This is a genomic window from Pseudoalteromonas sp. APM04 (assembly GCF_022809815.1).
Lineage (GTDB): Bacteria > Pseudomonadota > Gammaproteobacteria > Enterobacterales > Alteromonadaceae > Pseudoalteromonas > Pseudoalteromonas marina.
In genome coordinates, this window is record NZ_CP094441.1 from 2,767,490 (window position 1) to 2,782,593 (window position 15,104).

The following is a 15,104-nucleotide window of genomic DNA, read 5'->3' on the forward strand; positions in this document are numbered from 1 at the left end:
AACAAAACCATTCCTGCGATTATATTGGCCTTTGATTTGCACCTATCTGCTTACATAAATTGTAAGGAGATAGGAATGAGCAATACAGTTAAAACGATTAATCCGGCAACTGAGCAAACCATCGATACCTACACGCTACTTTCTCAACATGAGGCAGAGCAAGTAATCGAAAAATCTCACGAAACATATTTAAAGTGGCGTTTAACGTCATTTAGCGAACGCGCAAAACATTTAAATGCCCTCGCAACACTTTTTGAAGAACAAAAAGAAGCCATTGCTAAATTAATGACCGAAGAAATGGGTAAAGTGTATGAGCAAGGCTTTCAAGAAGTTGAACTATGTGCCGGAATTTGTCGTTATACAGCTGAAAACGGCCCACAAGTTTTAGCGGACGAAGAACGAGACATGGACGGTGGCCGCGCCATTATTAGTTACCAACCTACGGGCGTTTTATTAGGCATTCAACCTTGGAACTTCCCGCTTTATCAAGTTATTCGCTACAGCGTAGCTAACATTATGGCCGGTAACACGACCGTGCTTAAGCACGCAGGTAACGTTTTTGGCATGGCTGAAAAAATCGAAGCCCTATTTAAACAAGCCGGTTTCCCGGAGCATTGCTTTAGCAATTTACTTATTGATGGTAAAACAGCAAGCAGCCTAATTGCCCACAAAGCAATTAGCGGTGTAACCTTTACAGGCAGTGATGGTACGGGTAAAAAAGTAGCCGAAGAAGCCGGTAAACACGTTAAAAAAACAGTACTGGAGCTTGGCAGTAACGATGCCTACTTAGTACTGGATGATGCCGATTTAGAACTTGCCGTTAAAACCTGTGTAACAGGACGTATGATCAATAACGGTGAAACCTGTGTATCAGCAAAACGTTTTGTTGTGGTTGAGTCACTTTACGATGACTTTAAAGCACAAATTAAAGAACAATTTGAAGCCCTTAAAATGGGTGACCCCATGGCCGATGACACAGACCTTGGCCCAATGGCACGTGAAGATTTACGCGACGGTATTCATGACCAAGTCATGCAATCGGTTAAAGCAGGTGCAAATATTGTAACGGGTGGTGAAATTCCATCGCAAACGGGTTACTACTACCCGCCTACAATTCTCGATAACTTATCGCCGGGCATGCCTGCATACGACGACGAATTATTTGGCCCTGTCGCTTCACTTATTAAAGCAAAAGACAACGACGATGCTATGCGCATTGCCAACGACTCTCGCTATGGTTTAGGCGGTGGTATTTTTTCAAAGGATGAGAAAAAAGCCATTGAACTGGCTAAAAAGCACTTTGACACCGGTATGATCAACATTAACGGTTACGGCCTTGCACAGCCTAACCTGCCGTTTGGTGGTGTTAAAGAAAGTGGCTACGGCCGAGAGCATGGTGGCTTTGGTATGCGCGAATTTGTGAATATTAAGAGCATTATGATTGCCAACGCATAATAAATGCAACATACCTGTTATTGAATAAAATAGCAGCAATAAATATTAAGCCTAAAAGCGAACTGCCGCTTTTAGGCTTTTTTATGCTTAACAAATAAAAACTCGCTAAGCGCTAATAATCAAAAATAGTTTAGCACACATACACTGTTACAAATTTAGGGTTTTAAGCCAGCTTAATGGCTGTTAACTTATTTACTACTCATTCAATATTTCATAAAAAGCTGAATGCCTTAACTGCAAAAGTCTCAATAAAGTGCAGCAGCATAAAGGATTAAATATGAATAAAACGATAAAAAAATTAGTCGTTATTGCAGCGGTTGCATTATCAGCAGGTGCTTTAGCACAAACCTATAATGTATATAATCACAAAAAAATGGCTGCCATTGAATGCGGTGGTGAACAAAACATAAAAAGCATTACAAGTAAAAAATTTGAATGTATTGAGCAAGCTAGAAAAACACTATAAATGCGACAAAATCTAAGCTTAAAAATCAGATAAAAACCCGAGGGTTGGCCTAAAAGGCAACGATGAATTCACAATGCAAAGCAACCTTTACCAAGGTGAGCGCTAGTTTGGGAATAATAAGAGGAAACTTTCCTTTTTTCTACATGCTTAAATAACCTACATTAAGAATAATATTTATATCTGGCAATAAGTTACACTATTTGCTAATAATAGAAACTCATAAAATAAGGACCTTTTTACGCAAATATGGGGAAAGTGTCCTTTGATTAAATTGTTATGTTTTACGAGTAATTATGAGTAAAATTTTTATTGTTTTCCTTTTTATATCAGGTGTTGCATTGGCTGAAAAATATCCAGAGTCTTACGATTCCGTTGAGTTGAAATATCAACTTGTTGGCATCGATGGTTTGAGTGAAAAAGAAAAGGCCATATTTGCTATTTGGTGGTTGGAAGCTGAAGTAAGCAACGGAGGGTTTCATCAATATTTTTGGAATTCCGCAGGTGATAATGCAGGGTTGGCTTTGGATTCATTGAATAAAATAGGCGCTACCGAGACAGCAAAATTGCTTAAACAGGCTATCGATATTGCTTTTTCTGGTTCACTACCTCTAACTCGCACTGATAGACAAATGGAATTGGAAATTGAAGAAGACAAGAAAATTGATGAACTGGGTAAGTTAGATTCTAGCTTTTATGAATATCAAGAGGACTTTTATAAAATGCTAAATAACTTTAGAGTAAAGTAAAACATAACAATCCATTCAACCGGCCCCATACTCGCGGCCATTGTTCGTGCCTCACAAAGTGTAGGCCACAAGTCTGTGCCGTTTAATAGGGGCGTTAGGAGTGCTGATGAGGCTGCATATTTTTTTACTATCGTTGCTAATGTCAGGTACCGTATTTGCAGAAGATAAAAGCAAATATACGCCAGAGCAATTGTTCGTGATCGGTACAGAGCTATTTAAAGAAGACAGAAAGGAATTTGATCCTAATTTGGGACTTGAGTTCCTACTAGAGTCAGCGAAATTTAAATACGAATTCGCTCCGTTTGGTTTGTGTGTTTCATTATCAACTGAAAAACCAATACTAGACTTACAAGAAGCTTATGCATGGTGTTATGTCGCGCAAAAAATTGGGAATAAATATTCAAACATGGCTTCTCAAAGAAGCGATGAAATATTAGGTAAAATCCTTTTAGATAGTGGTGTTGTAGCAGTTGAGAAAGCTAAAAAACTCGCTATCTCTAGATATCAGGAGTAGGCACTCCTAACAAACGCATTAAAATGGACGCCTAACAGTTGGCTGGCGCTCATTCTTCGCTAAGTTTAGCCAACTGTTATCCGCCATTTATGCGGAGCGTTATATTTACAAGGAGGTTTAATGTTTTATTTTAATTTATATGATGACAAAAGATTAAAAGGTCTCAAGCAAAGTGAAAAAATAGAGATCGTAAATAGCGCAGTTAAACAATTCAGAGAAGACAAACCTATAAATATTTCTCGCCGGTTGCTAATTATGTTTCTTTGGTGCGGAATACCAGCTTTAGTCTTCTTAATACTTTTTAATTTTGGTTTCGCTATTGGCTGGTTTGCTCTTTCCATACTCATTCTTGGGATAAAGACCGCTAATGATGAAAGTGCTGAAATCGAACCTTACTTAGATAAAGTATTAAAGTGACATAAATATAACAACACGCCCTGAGGTGGACGACTAGTAAAATTTAGCTATTAATTGCAAATTTTAAAAGTGGTGAGCCTCTGCGTTTCAATGCTGCTAAATACGTCGATTCATCGTAGGGTGTATTCGTTTTCCAACACCTAAATACAATCCTTATCCATTTAAATGCCAGTGATCTAATAATGCTGTTATGCGGCTTACCCTTGGCTTTTTGTTGCTCATAATACGCTTTAGCCCAAAATGAATAACGAATAGAAAAGCCTGCCCATTCTACAAATGTTTGCCTTAAAAAAGTGGGGCAACTATAACGCCAATGCGTCCACATTTTTTGACCACTGCGCTCAATAACAGGCGCTATACCAGCGTACTTTTGAAGTTCTGCAGCATCATTGTAACGCGCACGATTACTCCCAAAAGCAACAAGTAAACGTGGGGCGAGTTGTGGACCTGCGCCGGGTAAGCTATCAAATATCTTTTTATCCTGCTGGGCTTTATAAGCCGATTTTATTGCTTTATCGAGCTTTTCAATGCCCTTTAATAACACTTTAAATTGCGTGATAAGCACTTCAACGAGCATTTGATTAGGTACAATTACTCCTTCGTCCAGAGTTAATGGCATCGCATTTTTAATACTGTCTAGTCGTGCATTATTAACCGTGCAATAGTGTGAATTATGACTCTCAAAAAAGTCGAGTAAGGTCTGTTTTCTTGCTTTTTTAACCGCAGTGAGTGATGGCCATTTCTGAATGAAGTCGCAGAATATATACGTGTCCTTTTCTTTAAACCATTCAAGTGCCTGCGGGTAATAATTCTTTAATGTCGCCGTTATTTTATTGGATAAATCGACACTGTCTTGCACTAAACTTCGGCGATATTCAACAAGCTGAGACAGCGTTCGCATAGCTGCTGACTCGGGCTCAATGACAGAGAGCTTATCCATGTGTAACTTAAGAATTTCAACTTGCAGAAAGGCATCTGATGGGTCATCTTTTGCGCCACTGGGCGTAAAAGCCTGGCGATATTTAGCAACAGCACAAGGATTAACGGTGAATAAAGTAAGGTGGTCGTATTTAGCTAATGCATAAATAAGCGGGCCTTTTTTAAGTTCGCAAACAATCGCTATTTTCTGGTCTGGATAACGCTGTTTAATATCCATAGCCCATTCATGCAACGCTTCAGGTCTGTGTTTAACAACGGTGTAATGATATTTATTAGTGCTTGTTGGATGCTCACAAATATCATGTTTTTTATCGGCCCAATCAATGCCAATGAGTGCAGCAAAATTATCAACGTTATATGCTTTCATTTTATAGCGCCTACGGTTAAAGTTAAGGACGGAATGTGCTTAAATCTCGTTTCTCGCAGGTCTTATAGATAGTCTTGGTCGGCAATCCCTGAGTATGCGTTTTGAAATCGAGGTGCTCTGTTGGCTCGAACGTCTTGTTAAAAACATTGGATGTTCGTCATTCAATATTCGTAACCAACAGAAGCATATTCCACTTAATATAATAGTCAGTTACTTTTAAATTAAGTGGCTTGGTCGAACTATAAGTCACTGAAGAAAGACTCGTCACGGCTTGAGCGAGTTCCTTCGTCACATAAGTTTAGCAAGCCTAGACCGCTTCTTGATGAAGCGTTATATTTCAAACGAATTGGAGCATTAAATGAATTCAGAAGTTAAAATCGATATCTTATTTGCTGGGCTATTATTGATTCCAGTATTGATCCTTGCAATTCCTTATATTAAAAATAAGCTAGTGATCCTTTCTCGCGGTAAAGCTTTTTCAATTATCTCATTACCAATATCAGCATATTTAATTTATGACATATCAATTGAAAGCAATGTTTTCGGCTTAGTCGGTTTGTGTGTAGCGTATATCGCTTTCTTTTCTACTTATGCCGCTTCAATATCACTATTGGCTGTTTCAACCAAAAAAGAAGACTTGGCGCAATAAAAATATAACAATGCACTCAAAAGGGTAATTACTCCTCACCCGTTTTAGTAGACACCTCCTCATTACTTTGAGGAGGCTAAAATGCCCAGATATACCCAATCTAGGAAGACATCGTTTTACCCCGTTAACTTCAAAATTAAAGCATTCGAACTAAGCTTACGAGACGATGTCATGTCAAAAGACGCTGCCGAGGCGCTAGATATTCATACGTTAATGCTTAGTCGTTGGCGCTTCGCTTATTCGACCTACACAACCTAATAACAATTACTATTTTTCAAACCTGGGGACTTTTCGCTTATCGGCTTTGCTCATGGTAAGTTCTGCTACTTCTTCTTGCTTTAACTTGTCGGGTTTGTCCTCTAATGACTGCTGACTGGCATTTTCATAAGAAAGCTCGGTAAGCAGCGCAAAGTGGTCTGAGCCATATTTAGCTAAGCGCTCAATACGCTTAACCTTAAAACCCTGGCTATGAAATAGGTGGTCGAGCGGCCAGCGCATAAAAAAGTAACCCGCGTGGAATGTATTATAAAAGCCGCGACCTTTACGGGGATCTAAAAAGCCACTTATTTGCATAAATAAACGCGTACTGCGCGACCATGCTACATCGTTTAAATCACCCGCTACGATTGTTGGACGAGTTGGGTTTTTAACTGCTTTGGCAACCATTATTAGTTCTGAGTCGCGTGGGCGCGATGAATCTTCTTCAGTTGGGCTTGGTGGTGCTGGGTGAATAAAGTGCCCTTGCATTTCAAGGCCTTCGTCGTTTTCAAATAAAATATGAATTGAAGGAATATCATCTTCAATGAGCTCACATATTTGCGCATCGAGTAATTTAAATTTGCTGTATAAGTGCATGCCATAGCGATTGTCTTTAGGGCATTCGATATAATGAGGGTAGTTTTTTTTAAGCACAGATAGCTTTTCTTCCCACCAGCTATCGCTTTCAAGTGTAATAAGTAAGTCAGGTTTATGCTGATTCACCAACGCTATTAGTTGCTCACTATTGTGGTTTGACATAAGCACATTAGCCGACATAATTCTTATACTGTGCTCGCTGTTTTTGCTCGCGCTTTGTACTTCTTTTTTTGCAAGCCAAGTATAAGGAAAGATCCACTTACCTTGTAAAACCATAATAATTACAGATGCGAGCGTAATATAAATATAGTGCGTATCACTATTTAGCCATAACAAAAATAGTGAACTAGCAAATATAAAACCAGCAATATATAACACTTGCAAACGAACAAAATCGCAACTTCTAACCAAGTAATGCTGGCTGTATGACATGGGTAGTAAAGTTACCAGTAAAAAAAAGCCAGTAGTTACAGCCAACAATGTAAGCATTACTTAAATCCCTTTAAATTAATTTAGCGACTCAAAATTGATAATATTTCTCGTGTATCGTGTACTAAGTGGATAATTTTACGGTCGATTTCGATACTTACAGTACCATTATTTCTAGAACGTTCAACAACCCTACCACGTTTGTATATATCAACTTCTAAAATATCACCAGTATGGTAACGCTTATTTTTACCTGGCGGAGTCCACCCTGCACGAAGTAGCTGCTTTTTCTCTTTTTTAGAAAGAGAGTTGTGATCATGATGCTTGTGCTTTTTATGGCCAACCTTTTTACCTTGGTGCTGGCCATGATTGTCTTTGTTTGGGTTAGCTTGTGCCCCAACAGATGACAGCGCAAGTGTGATGAGTGTGATATAAATAGCTGCTTTCATAAGTATCTCCAGTGCTAAAAGTCATCTAAGACTACCAAGCTAGGATGAACATCAAATGAAATAGCGCTTAAATTTACGGTATTAACGGTGTTTGTACTGAGTTTTACAATGACTGCGCATAATAGCGGGATCGCGTAACTTTAAGTGCTTAGTTTTACGCCCTGCGTGGCGCTTACGCCACACTTTAAAGCTCCCTTTAGAGATGTGCTCTCGCATAAAAACGACGAGCTGAGGGTATTTTAATCCGTATAGTTGTTCAATGGCTTCGAATGGCGTTCTATCTTCCCACGCCATTTCAATAATGCGTGATTGCTGCTCTGCGTTAAACATGGTGTGTTCCAAAAATTAATCTTATACGCGACTTAAAAGCGCGTAGATCATCAATTTCATCACTCACTTTAAAATTAAAAAATAGCTTATATACTTAAAAGAAAATGGATTTGATAGTCATGCGTTTTATTTTATTAATCTTAGCTTTAATGGCGCCATCGTTAGCAGTTGCCGAGTCAAGTAAAACATTACGCTGCGTTACAACTCACTACCCGCCTTATACTATTTTTGATGAGCAAAAAAACATTTTTACCGGTTCAGACATTGAACTGATAAATTACTTAAATCAAAGCTTAGGCTTAAACATTAAAGTAATACACTTACCATGGGCACGCGTAAAAAAAGAAATGACCCTTAACTATTACGACTGTTATTTCTCTTTAGCAACAAATACCCTACGTAAAAAGCATTTAGAGTTTACTCAGCACCCTACACATGTCACCAAATTTGGATTATTTGCTTTAGATAAAAGTACCCTAAATAACAAAGACTTTTCTAGCACTAGAATAGCTATGCTCCGAGGCGTTGCCTTACCTAATGAAATAGCTGATAAATACAAAATATTGCCTAAAAATATAATGCATGCACTTTCAACGTCAGATTCTTTCAAGTTATTAGAAAAAAAGCGTGTTGATTTTATAATCACTAATTATCAAGCTGGGCTTTGGTTTGCAAAAAACAGTGTCGGCATTCACGCTCGTCAGTTCCATGAATCCAGCTTACCTGTTTATATTGCATTTAAGCCGGGTGTAGTCGATATAAATTTAATTGATAAGCAAATAAAGCAATATTACGAACAATAATTTACGGTTATACATGCACTTTAACGCAACAAGTTTAAAAGCCTATAAAAACCACATATCATTTAACCAAGCTATTTCCCCAAACGTTTTAGGTATGTATGAAATATTATTGTTTGCCGCTCATTTTGCCGTTTAGCCAAGCTGTTGTTGCTGATCAGAAAAGTACAGACTCAATTGAAGTTATTACCACCACAGCATCGAGGGTCGAAGCGCTTTCTACACCCCTTCCATTGTCTATTTCTACCCTAACCGAGGCGCAACTTAAGAGCATTGCACCCACTCACATTGAAGAAGCCCTGCAACGCGTTGCTGGTGCTAATGTACAGCGCGGCAATGGCCAAGAATATTTACCTGCGCTTCGCTCGCCAGTTTTGTCTGGGGCTGGCGCATGTGGTGGTGTGCTAACTTTAGAAGATGGAATAGCGCTTCGCGCTGCGGGTTTTTGTAATATTAACGAGCTATTTGAATCGCATAGTGAGATGGCCCAACGCATTGAGGTGTTAAAAGGGCCGGGCTCTGCTTTATACGGCTCAAATGCTGTGCATGGTGTTATTAATGTAATAACACCCGACACAACTCAAGGCGGCGGTTTATTGGGCGTAGATTATGGCTCATATGGCTATGCACGCGTTAAATTACGTGCAGGGCAAGACTATGGGAACAGCGGAATTGGCATAAACGCCAGTATTACTGACGATACAGGGTACCGTGATGATGAAAGTGTTAAACAACAAAAAGTAAATATACGCCATCGTCTAGAGCGCGATAATCTATTGCTCACATCAGGTATAACTTATACACATTTAGATCAGCAAACAGCTGGTTTTATTACTGGGTTTGAAAGCTATAAAAATAAAGATATAGCACAGCAAAACTTCGATCCTGATGCATTTAGAAAGGCAACATCTTTGCGAGCGTGGAGCAATGCAACATGGCAATTAGCCAATAACGATTTACTTTCTACCACTGTGTATATGCGCGATCAAAGTATGGACTTTTTTAAGCACTTTTTACCAGGTACACCCCTTGAAAAAAACAGTCAAACAGGTATTGGTGTTCAATCGCTTTATAAGCACAGTATAAATAACAATGTAACTCTGAACTTAGGCTTAGATGGCGAGTACACCCAAGCCGACTTTTTACAAAGTCAAAACGAGGCAACGCAAGGTTCGGCATTTTTAGTGGCTACCGTGCCAAAGGGTAAACATTACGATTACAACGTCAATGCCACACTTTATGCACCATTTGCATCCGTGAATTGGCAATTAAATAAATGGCTATTAACAGCCGGGGTTCGTTACGAGCACATGCAGTACGACTACACAAATAATATGCTTGCGGGTAGAACAAAAGAAGATGGTAGCGAGTGCGGGTTTGGTGGGTGCCGATACAGTCGTCCTGCTAGCACTAAAAATAGCTTTAGTAATGCCTCACCTAAACTTGGAATAAGTTACCAATACAACAGTAATAACACGTTTTACGCTAACTTTTCTCGCGGTTACCGAGCGCCACAAGCTGCTGAGTTATATCAATTACAACGCGAGCAAACCACCGCTAACTTAAACCCAGAAATAGCTAACAACGCTGAGTTTGGTATAAAAGGATTATACAGTGCATTTAATTACGGCTTATCTGTATATGCTATGAGTAAACACAATACTATTTATCGTGATAGCGACTTTTTCACTGTAAATGATGGCAGCTCTCGCCATCGAGGGGTTGAACTTGAGCTTAATTATCAATTACCCAATAACGTGTCGGTTAACTTTGCAGGTACACATGCTAAACATAGTTACACTAACAACCAAGTTATTAACGGCCTAAACATAAATGGCAACGACATAGATACCGCACCACGCAACATTGCTAATATTGATATTACGTGGCAAGCACGTAACAACACCCAATTTGCACTTCAATGGCATCATGTTGGCCATTACTACACAGACCCTGAGAACTTAAATGAATACGAAGGCCATTCGGTTCTTAGCCTACGCGCCCAGTGGCAAGCAACAAAAAATCTTGAAGTTATGGCTCGTATTATAAATGTGACCAATAAAGCGTATGCAGAGCGAGCTGATTACACTAGTTTTACAGGCGATAGATATTTTCCGGGTAAACCACGCAATGCCATGTTATCGGCATCGTATACTTGGTAAATAAAGCTATTAAAATAAAGCGGCTTATATACGTATAAGTCGCTTTATTTACTGCAGGAATGAGGTTTAAAGCATTTATAAGACTAATTCTTTGGGGTGCTATCAAATGCATCAACATGATGTAAATCATCAAGCCAAGGCAATGCTGACTTTGTCCAAATTTGTATTGAAGGTTTAAACAAATCGCGCTGATCAATCGAACCTAAACGCAACCCATATATACGATCGATAGAAGACTCATTTGTTGCATAAAGTGACGTACCGCAATTTGCACAAAAACCTTGCGCTCGCTTATTGCCACTTTGCGCTGTTTTTACATACTCTTTCGGTTGTCCTTTTGTAAAATCAACCGAATTAGGATCTGCAATTACAACGGCTCTAAATGGTCCACTCGACATCCGTTGGCAATCACTGCAATGACATACTACTACGTTATTATTTTGTGTGGTGGCCTCATAAGTTATATCGCCACAAAAACAGCTTCCTGTGATTTTCATATAGTAATCCTCTAACATAGGCCTATAGAGCCTTCACACACCTTTACGTACTACGCTTAAAATACATTGAGTTAGCTTATGACTTTTACTAACTCAATTGTTAGCAGCCTACTTTTTACTATCTAAGTAATCTACAGCGAGCTGGCTTAATGCCTTAGTCCCTACTTTAAACGATGATTCGTCAGCATAAAAATAAGGTGAATGATTACTTGGTACCGTTTTTAAATCTTGGCTACTTGGCGTACCACCTAAAAATACAAAGACACTTGGGACTTCTAATGCATAAAACGAAAAGTCTTCTGCACCTGTAATCTTATTCATTTCCACTACGTTATTTTTACCCGCCGCTTTTGCGAGGGTTGGCAGCATTTGCGCAGTAAGCTCAGGGTTATTCACCGTTACTGGGTAACCTTCATGAATATGCACATCGGCAGTTGCTCCCGACGACTTAGCAATATGTGTAGCCGTTGTTTTTATTTTTTCAAAAATCTGTGCTCTATTATTCATATCAAAATTGCGAATTGTACCTACCATTTCAACTTTTTCAGGAATTATATTATTGCGCACTCCACCTGCTATTTTGCCAAACGACACAATTGCGGGCTCTTTGGTTATATTTACTTGGCGGCTCACAATATGGTTAACACCCGTTACAATTTGTGCAGCCGCTGCAATAGGGTCAACCCCAGTCCACGGTGCTGAACCATGTGCTTGACGACCATTAACAGTAATTTCAAACCTATCAGAACTGGCCATAGCAGGGCCGCTTCTGTAACCAATTTTGCCGCTGTGTAAGCTCGATGTTATGTGAAGACCAAATGCCACGTCGGGTTTATATTTGGTAAATATCCCCTCTTTGAGCATCAATTCTGCACCGCCTTCCTCGCCAATAGGTGCGCCCTCTTCTGCTGGCTGAAACACAAACATAATATTACCGTGCAGCTCGCTTTTCATATCGGCCAATACTTGTGCTGCGCCCATCAACATGGCTACATGCGTGTCGTGCCCACAGGCATGCATTACACCCACATCTACACCGCGGAAATTTGTGGTTTTGGTTGATTTAAATGGCACATCTGTTTTTTCTGTTACCGGTAGTGCATCCATATCGGCGCGTAGCATTACCGTAGGACCAGGCTTTGCGCCTTTTAAAATACCCACAACACCAGTGTAAGCAATATCGGTTTGTACTTGCATACCTAACGACTTTAAGTGTTTAGCCACAATGCCTGCGGTACGTGTTTCACGATTACCAAGCTCAGGGTTTTGGTGAAAGTCACGTCGCCATTCAATTACCTGCTGCTCTACATTTTTAACGTGTTGATCAAGGTTTGCCTGCGCGTTAAATGTACCAAGTGCAGCAAAACCTAATACCACTGAAAGTAGTGATTTTTTCATCCTGTTTTCCTTTATTATTTTAATGAAGCCCAACAACCGATTTAGTGTTATCGAAAAGTGCTGTTGAGTTATAGCCTACACCATTTTAAATGCACTATCCTTAAATCGCACAGACGACATAGATTTACTCTGCGATACTAAAACTTAATTTAAATGGTAAATGTAATTAAAAAAAAACCAATCGCAAATACGATTGGTTTTAAAAATAAAGCTCAAATTGCTTTTGCATTAATTAGCTTGGGCTTTATAAGCGTTTGCATTTTTAATGCTGTTAAAATCATTAAACCGTACATTATGCTGGCGCATTACGTCGAGTATTTTTTTGCTTAACATTTGGCGTAAATAAAATGGCTGATTTGGTACAAAGTGATGGATGGTATGCGTTTTACCAAAATTAAAACAAAACAAGTGAAACGGCATAAATAAACGGCTTGTTAGTACATGAGTTTGCTCTAGCATGTTATTAACGCCGCCATAGTAATGCATGCTTGAGGTAACAAAGTTAAGCGAGCTTGAGCGCACTATATTTGGCACAATTAACACAATCATCATAAATTCAAACACATTTAAAACCTCTAACGCTAGAGCCGGGGTGCTTGCTTCAATGGGTACAAATAAGTTAACTGTATGGAATATAATTACACTATACAAAATAATAAAATATGTAGTTGTTACTGGAAAGCCCGCATTAAACACGCTTAAAAAACTAAATCCTTTAATTTCTTTACTAAAACGTTTGGTATTAATAACTAAACCGAGTAAACCGTCCACAATAACAAGCGCACGCATAAATGGATTTTTAATGCCATTGCCCACTAAGCGCTCTTCGAGATCTTGCTCCGTACCTGATGTTTTATGATGATGTAAATGCATTTTGCGGCGATACCATGGGCTAATGGTGTTTGGCCTCATTAACCAAACAGTTAACATCATAAAATTATGGATTAAAGGCTGGTTACTAAAATACTGTTTATGAATGAGATCATGCTCAAGTTCGTGAGAAATCGAAGCCGCCATCGCTGCCAAAATAATACAAGCCCATGCAGGTATAATGGCAAGGTAATACAAAACCCCAACACCAATTAAAGCACTCAACGAGAGCAATAATATAACAAGCCCAATGGTATTTTGATGAGCAAGCAAAGGGTATTTTTGGCGAAGTACTGCCTCTTCGGCTTTTATAGCTTTAACAATTGCTTGAATATTTTGTTTGGCACTTAGCTGAGTCATATGAACGTTCTTAAAACCGTGTTGTAAACATGATACTTAATTACATTATACGCTAAAACATTTAAGTTGGATTTCATTGTATTTAAGCAAAAAATCAATTTTTAAATGTGAAGCCACATTACTTATCTAAAAGAGTTAAATACTTAATTTATAAAATAGTAAACACTATAAAAGAGCGTTAATTAAACGTAACAAATGTGGATTTACCTGCATTTACCCTATAATCTATATTATTAATAACATAGCTGTGCGGGAAAGCCTTTAAATTATGAACACTTTTCAATCTATTTATAAAGAAGGCAAATGGCAAACGTCGCTACCTAAAAAATCTGATGCTGCATTAGTATTTGCTTTTGGTGACAGACATGCCATGGCAACATCACACATGTTGCCTCAATTAAAATCATCTTTCCCTGAGGCTGAAATTGTAGGGTGCTCTACCAGCGGAGAAATTCAAGGTAGTGAAATACACGACGAAAGCATAGCGCTGACCGCCGTCCACTTTGAGAAAAGTCATGTTGTTGCCAAGTCAGATAACATTAGTAACTATGCCGACTCAAGCTCTTTGGGCACCGCACTTGTAAATCAATTAGATCATAATGGCTTACGTTATGTGTTTGTTGTTTCTGATGGACAGCTTATAAATGGCAGCGAGCTCATTGAGAGTATTACTGGCGCATTACCTAAAAACGTACTTGTAACTGGTGGCTTAGCGGGTGATCAGGCTCGCTTTAAAGAAACCATAGTATGGCACAATGATAACGTAACTAAAGGCTTAGTCGTTGTTGTTGGGTTTTATGGCGAAAAGTTAAATATTAGCCATGGTACCATGGGCGGGTGGAAACCATTTGGCCCTATACGCGAAATTACCAAATCAACTAAAAATACCCTTTATGAAATAGACCACAGTCCTTCACTGGAATTGTACAAAACGATGCTAGGTGAATACGCTGACGGGCTGCCAAGCTCTGCTTTATTATTCCCGCTATCTATGCAAGAAGTTGGTGAAGAACAATCCGTAGTCAGAACCATTTTAAGTATTGATGAAGATAAAAAAAGCATGACCTTTGCAGGTAATCTTCCTGAAGGGGCTAAATGCCAACTAATGCGCGCAAACTACGAAAATCTAATTGATGGAGCACAACAAGCGGGTGAAGCCGCCATACAAATGATGGGCAGTAACCAGCCTAGCCTTGCGCTTTTAGTGAGCTGTGTTGGTCGACGAATGATACTTGACCAATTAATTGAAGAAGAACTTGAAACAATCGCAGACTTACTTCCCGAGAACTGCACTAGAACCGGGTTTTACTCTTACGGCGAGTTATCGCCTCATGTTCCTTTTGGCCCGTGTCATTTACATAATCAAACCATGACACTTACCTTGCTAACTGAAGACTAAGA

Annotated in this window: 16 protein-coding genes and 1 pseudogene; 10 read left to right on the top strand and 7 right to left on the bottom strand. The window is 39.1% G+C overall.

What is annotated here, in order from left to right; all coding sequences use genetic code 11:
• Positions 1–75 precede the first annotated feature (75 nt).
• From MTP24_RS12750 to MTP24_RS12770, 5 genes are all read left to right on the top strand, one after another.
• Positions 76–1,455, top strand: coding sequence for an NAD-dependent succinate-semialdehyde dehydrogenase (locus MTP24_RS12750; RefSeq protein ID WP_008126503.1), 1,380 nt, complete (start codon positions 76–78; stop codon positions 1,453–1,455).
• 277 nt (positions 1,456–1,732) lie between these two features.
• A complete protein-coding gene (locus MTP24_RS12755; protein WP_243531544.1) occupies positions 1,733–1,921 on the top strand; it encodes a hypothetical protein in 189 nt (62 codons plus the stop codon).
• Between the two features lie 293 nt (positions 1,922–2,214).
• Positions 2,215–2,667 (top strand): DMP19 family protein, encoded by a 453-nt coding sequence (locus tag MTP24_RS12760; RefSeq protein ID WP_243531545.1) that lies wholly within the window; start codon positions 2,215–2,217, stop codon positions 2,665–2,667.
• A 139-nt stretch (positions 2,668–2,806) separates the two neighbouring features.
• Positions 2,807–3,181 (top strand): hypothetical protein, encoded by a 375-nt coding sequence (locus tag MTP24_RS12765; protein WP_243531547.1) that lies wholly within the window; start codon positions 2,807–2,809, stop codon positions 3,179–3,181.
• 120 nt (positions 3,182–3,301) lie between these two features.
• Positions 3,302–3,598 carry a hypothetical protein gene (locus tag MTP24_RS12770; protein ID WP_243531549.1) on the top strand — a complete coding sequence of 99 codons (297 nt, stop codon included), beginning with the start codon at positions 3,302–3,304 and terminating at the stop codon, positions 3,596–3,598.
• 43 nt (positions 3,599–3,641) lie between these two features.
• On the opposite strand, the gene MTP24_RS12775 is transcribed toward MTP24_RS12770, so the two are convergent.
• Positions 3,642–4,904, bottom strand: a complete 1,263-nt coding sequence (locus MTP24_RS12775; RefSeq protein WP_243531257.1) for an IS110 family transposase — start codon at positions 4,902–4,904, stop codon at positions 3,642–3,644.
• Positions 4,905–5,262: 358 nt separating this feature from the next.
• Here MTP24_RS12775 and MTP24_RS12780 point away from each other — a divergent pair, with 358 nt between their 5' ends.
• Entirely contained in the window at positions 5,263–5,553 is a 291-nt protein-coding gene (locus tag MTP24_RS12780) for a hypothetical protein (RefSeq protein ID WP_243531551.1), read from the top strand.
• 81 nt (positions 5,554–5,634) lie between these two features.
• Positions 5,635–5,784 (top strand): annotated as a pseudogene (locus MTP24_RS12785) (IS3 family transposase); the annotation flags it as partial.
• Between the two features lie 36 nt (positions 5,785–5,820).
• Here the strand turns inward: MTP24_RS12785 and MTP24_RS12790 are convergent.
• From MTP24_RS12790 to MTP24_RS12800, 3 genes are all read right to left on the bottom strand, one after another.
• Entirely contained in the window at positions 5,821–6,897 is a 1,077-nt protein-coding gene (locus MTP24_RS12790) for an endonuclease/exonuclease/phosphatase family protein (RefSeq protein WP_243531553.1), read from the bottom strand.
• 23 nt (positions 6,898–6,920) lie between these two features.
• The gene (locus tag MTP24_RS12795; RefSeq protein ID WP_008126494.1) at positions 6,921–7,286 is read right to left on the bottom strand and encodes a hypothetical protein; all 366 of its coding nucleotides are present in this window, start codon (positions 7,284–7,286) and stop codon (positions 6,921–6,923) included.
• Between the two features lie 81 nt (positions 7,287–7,367).
• Positions 7,368–7,616: a TIGR03643 family protein gene (locus tag MTP24_RS12800; protein WP_006793686.1), complete on the bottom strand. Its 249-nt coding sequence runs from the start codon at positions 7,614–7,616 to the stop codon at positions 7,368–7,370.
• A 119-nt stretch (positions 7,617–7,735) separates the two neighbouring features.
• Between MTP24_RS12800 and MTP24_RS12805 the strand changes: the two genes are divergently transcribed.
• Positions 7,736–8,419, top strand: coding sequence for a transporter substrate-binding domain-containing protein (locus tag MTP24_RS12805; protein WP_243531555.1), 684 nt, complete (start codon positions 7,736–7,738; stop codon positions 8,417–8,419).
• A gap of 98 nt (positions 8,420–8,517) precedes the next feature.
• Entirely contained in the window at positions 8,518–10,578 is a 2,061-nt protein-coding gene (locus MTP24_RS12810; protein WP_243531557.1) for a TonB-dependent receptor, read from the top strand.
• A gap of 83 nt (positions 10,579–10,661) precedes the next feature.
• Here MTP24_RS12810 and MTP24_RS12815 read toward each other — a convergent pair whose 3' ends face one another.
• The 3 genes from MTP24_RS12815 to MTP24_RS12825 all read right to left on the bottom strand — a co-directional run bounded on the left by MTP24_RS12815 (position 10,662) and on the right by MTP24_RS12825 (position 13,703).
• A complete protein-coding gene (locus MTP24_RS12815) occupies positions 10,662–11,075 on the bottom strand; it encodes a GFA family protein (RefSeq protein WP_008126482.1) in 414 nt (137 codons plus the stop codon).
• A gap of 108 nt (positions 11,076–11,183) precedes the next feature.
• A complete protein-coding gene (locus MTP24_RS12820) occupies positions 11,184–12,473 on the bottom strand; it encodes a M20 family metallopeptidase (protein WP_243531559.1) in 1,290 nt (429 codons plus the stop codon).
• A gap of 228 nt (positions 12,474–12,701) precedes the next feature.
• A complete protein-coding gene (locus MTP24_RS12825; RefSeq protein WP_243531561.1) occupies positions 12,702–13,703 on the bottom strand; it encodes a fatty acid desaturase in 1,002 nt (333 codons plus the stop codon).
• 268 nt (positions 13,704–13,971) lie between these two features.
• Here MTP24_RS12825 and MTP24_RS12830 point away from each other — a divergent pair, with 268 nt between their 5' ends.
• Positions 13,972–15,102 (top strand): FIST N-terminal domain-containing protein, encoded by a 1,131-nt coding sequence (locus MTP24_RS12830; RefSeq protein ID WP_008126473.1) that lies wholly within the window; start codon positions 13,972–13,974, stop codon positions 15,100–15,102.
• Positions 15,103–15,104 lie beyond the last annotated feature (2 nt).

Bases quoted from the DNA above. Each gene is read 5' to 3' on its own strand.
- MTP24_RS12750 (WP_008126503.1), top strand. From the start codon at position 76: ATGAGCAATACAGTTAAAACGATTAATCCGGCAACTGAGCAAACCATC.
- MTP24_RS12755 (WP_243531544.1), top strand. From the start codon at position 1,733: ATGAATAAAACGATAAAAAAATTAGTCGTTATTGCAGCGGTTGCATTA.
- MTP24_RS12760 (WP_243531545.1), top strand. From the start codon at position 2,215: ATGAGTAAAATTTTTATTGTTTTCCTTTTTATATCAGGTGTTGCATTG.
- MTP24_RS12765 (WP_243531547.1), top strand. From the start codon at position 2,807: ATGTCAGGTACCGTATTTGCAGAAGATAAAAGCAAATATACGCCAGAG.
- MTP24_RS12770 (WP_243531549.1), top strand. From the start codon at position 3,302: ATGTTTTATTTTAATTTATATGATGACAAAAGATTAAAAGGTCTCAAG.
- MTP24_RS12775 (WP_243531257.1), bottom strand. From the start codon at position 4,904: ATGAAAGCATATAACGTTGATAATTTTGCTGCACTCATTGGCATTGAT.
- MTP24_RS12780 (WP_243531551.1), top strand. From the start codon at position 5,263: ATGAATTCAGAAGTTAAAATCGATATCTTATTTGCTGGGCTATTATTG.
- MTP24_RS12790 (WP_243531553.1), bottom strand. From the start codon at position 6,897: ATGCTTACATTGTTGGCTGTAACTACTGGCTTTTTTTTACTGGTAACT.
- MTP24_RS12795 (WP_008126494.1), bottom strand. From the start codon at position 7,286: ATGAAAGCAGCTATTTATATCACACTCATCACACTTGCGCTGTCATCT.
- MTP24_RS12800 (WP_006793686.1), bottom strand. From the start codon at position 7,616: ATGTTTAACGCAGAGCAGCAATCACGCATTATTGAAATGGCGTGGGAA.
- MTP24_RS12805 (WP_243531555.1), top strand. From the start codon at position 7,736: ATGCGTTTTATTTTATTAATCTTAGCTTTAATGGCGCCATCGTTAGCA.
- MTP24_RS12810 (WP_243531557.1), top strand. From the start codon at position 8,518: ATGAAATATTATTGTTTGCCGCTCATTTTGCCGTTTAGCCAAGCTGTT.
- MTP24_RS12815 (WP_008126482.1), bottom strand. From the start codon at position 11,075: ATGAAAATCACAGGAAGCTGTTTTTGTGGCGATATAACTTATGAGGCC.
- MTP24_RS12820 (WP_243531559.1), bottom strand. From the start codon at position 12,473: ATGAAAAAATCACTACTTTCAGTGGTATTAGGTTTTGCTGCACTTGGT.
- MTP24_RS12825 (WP_243531561.1), bottom strand. From the start codon at position 13,703: ATGACTCAGCTAAGTGCCAAACAAAATATTCAAGCAATTGTTAAAGCT.
- MTP24_RS12830 (WP_008126473.1), top strand. From the start codon at position 13,972: ATGAACACTTTTCAATCTATTTATAAAGAAGGCAAATGGCAAACGTCG.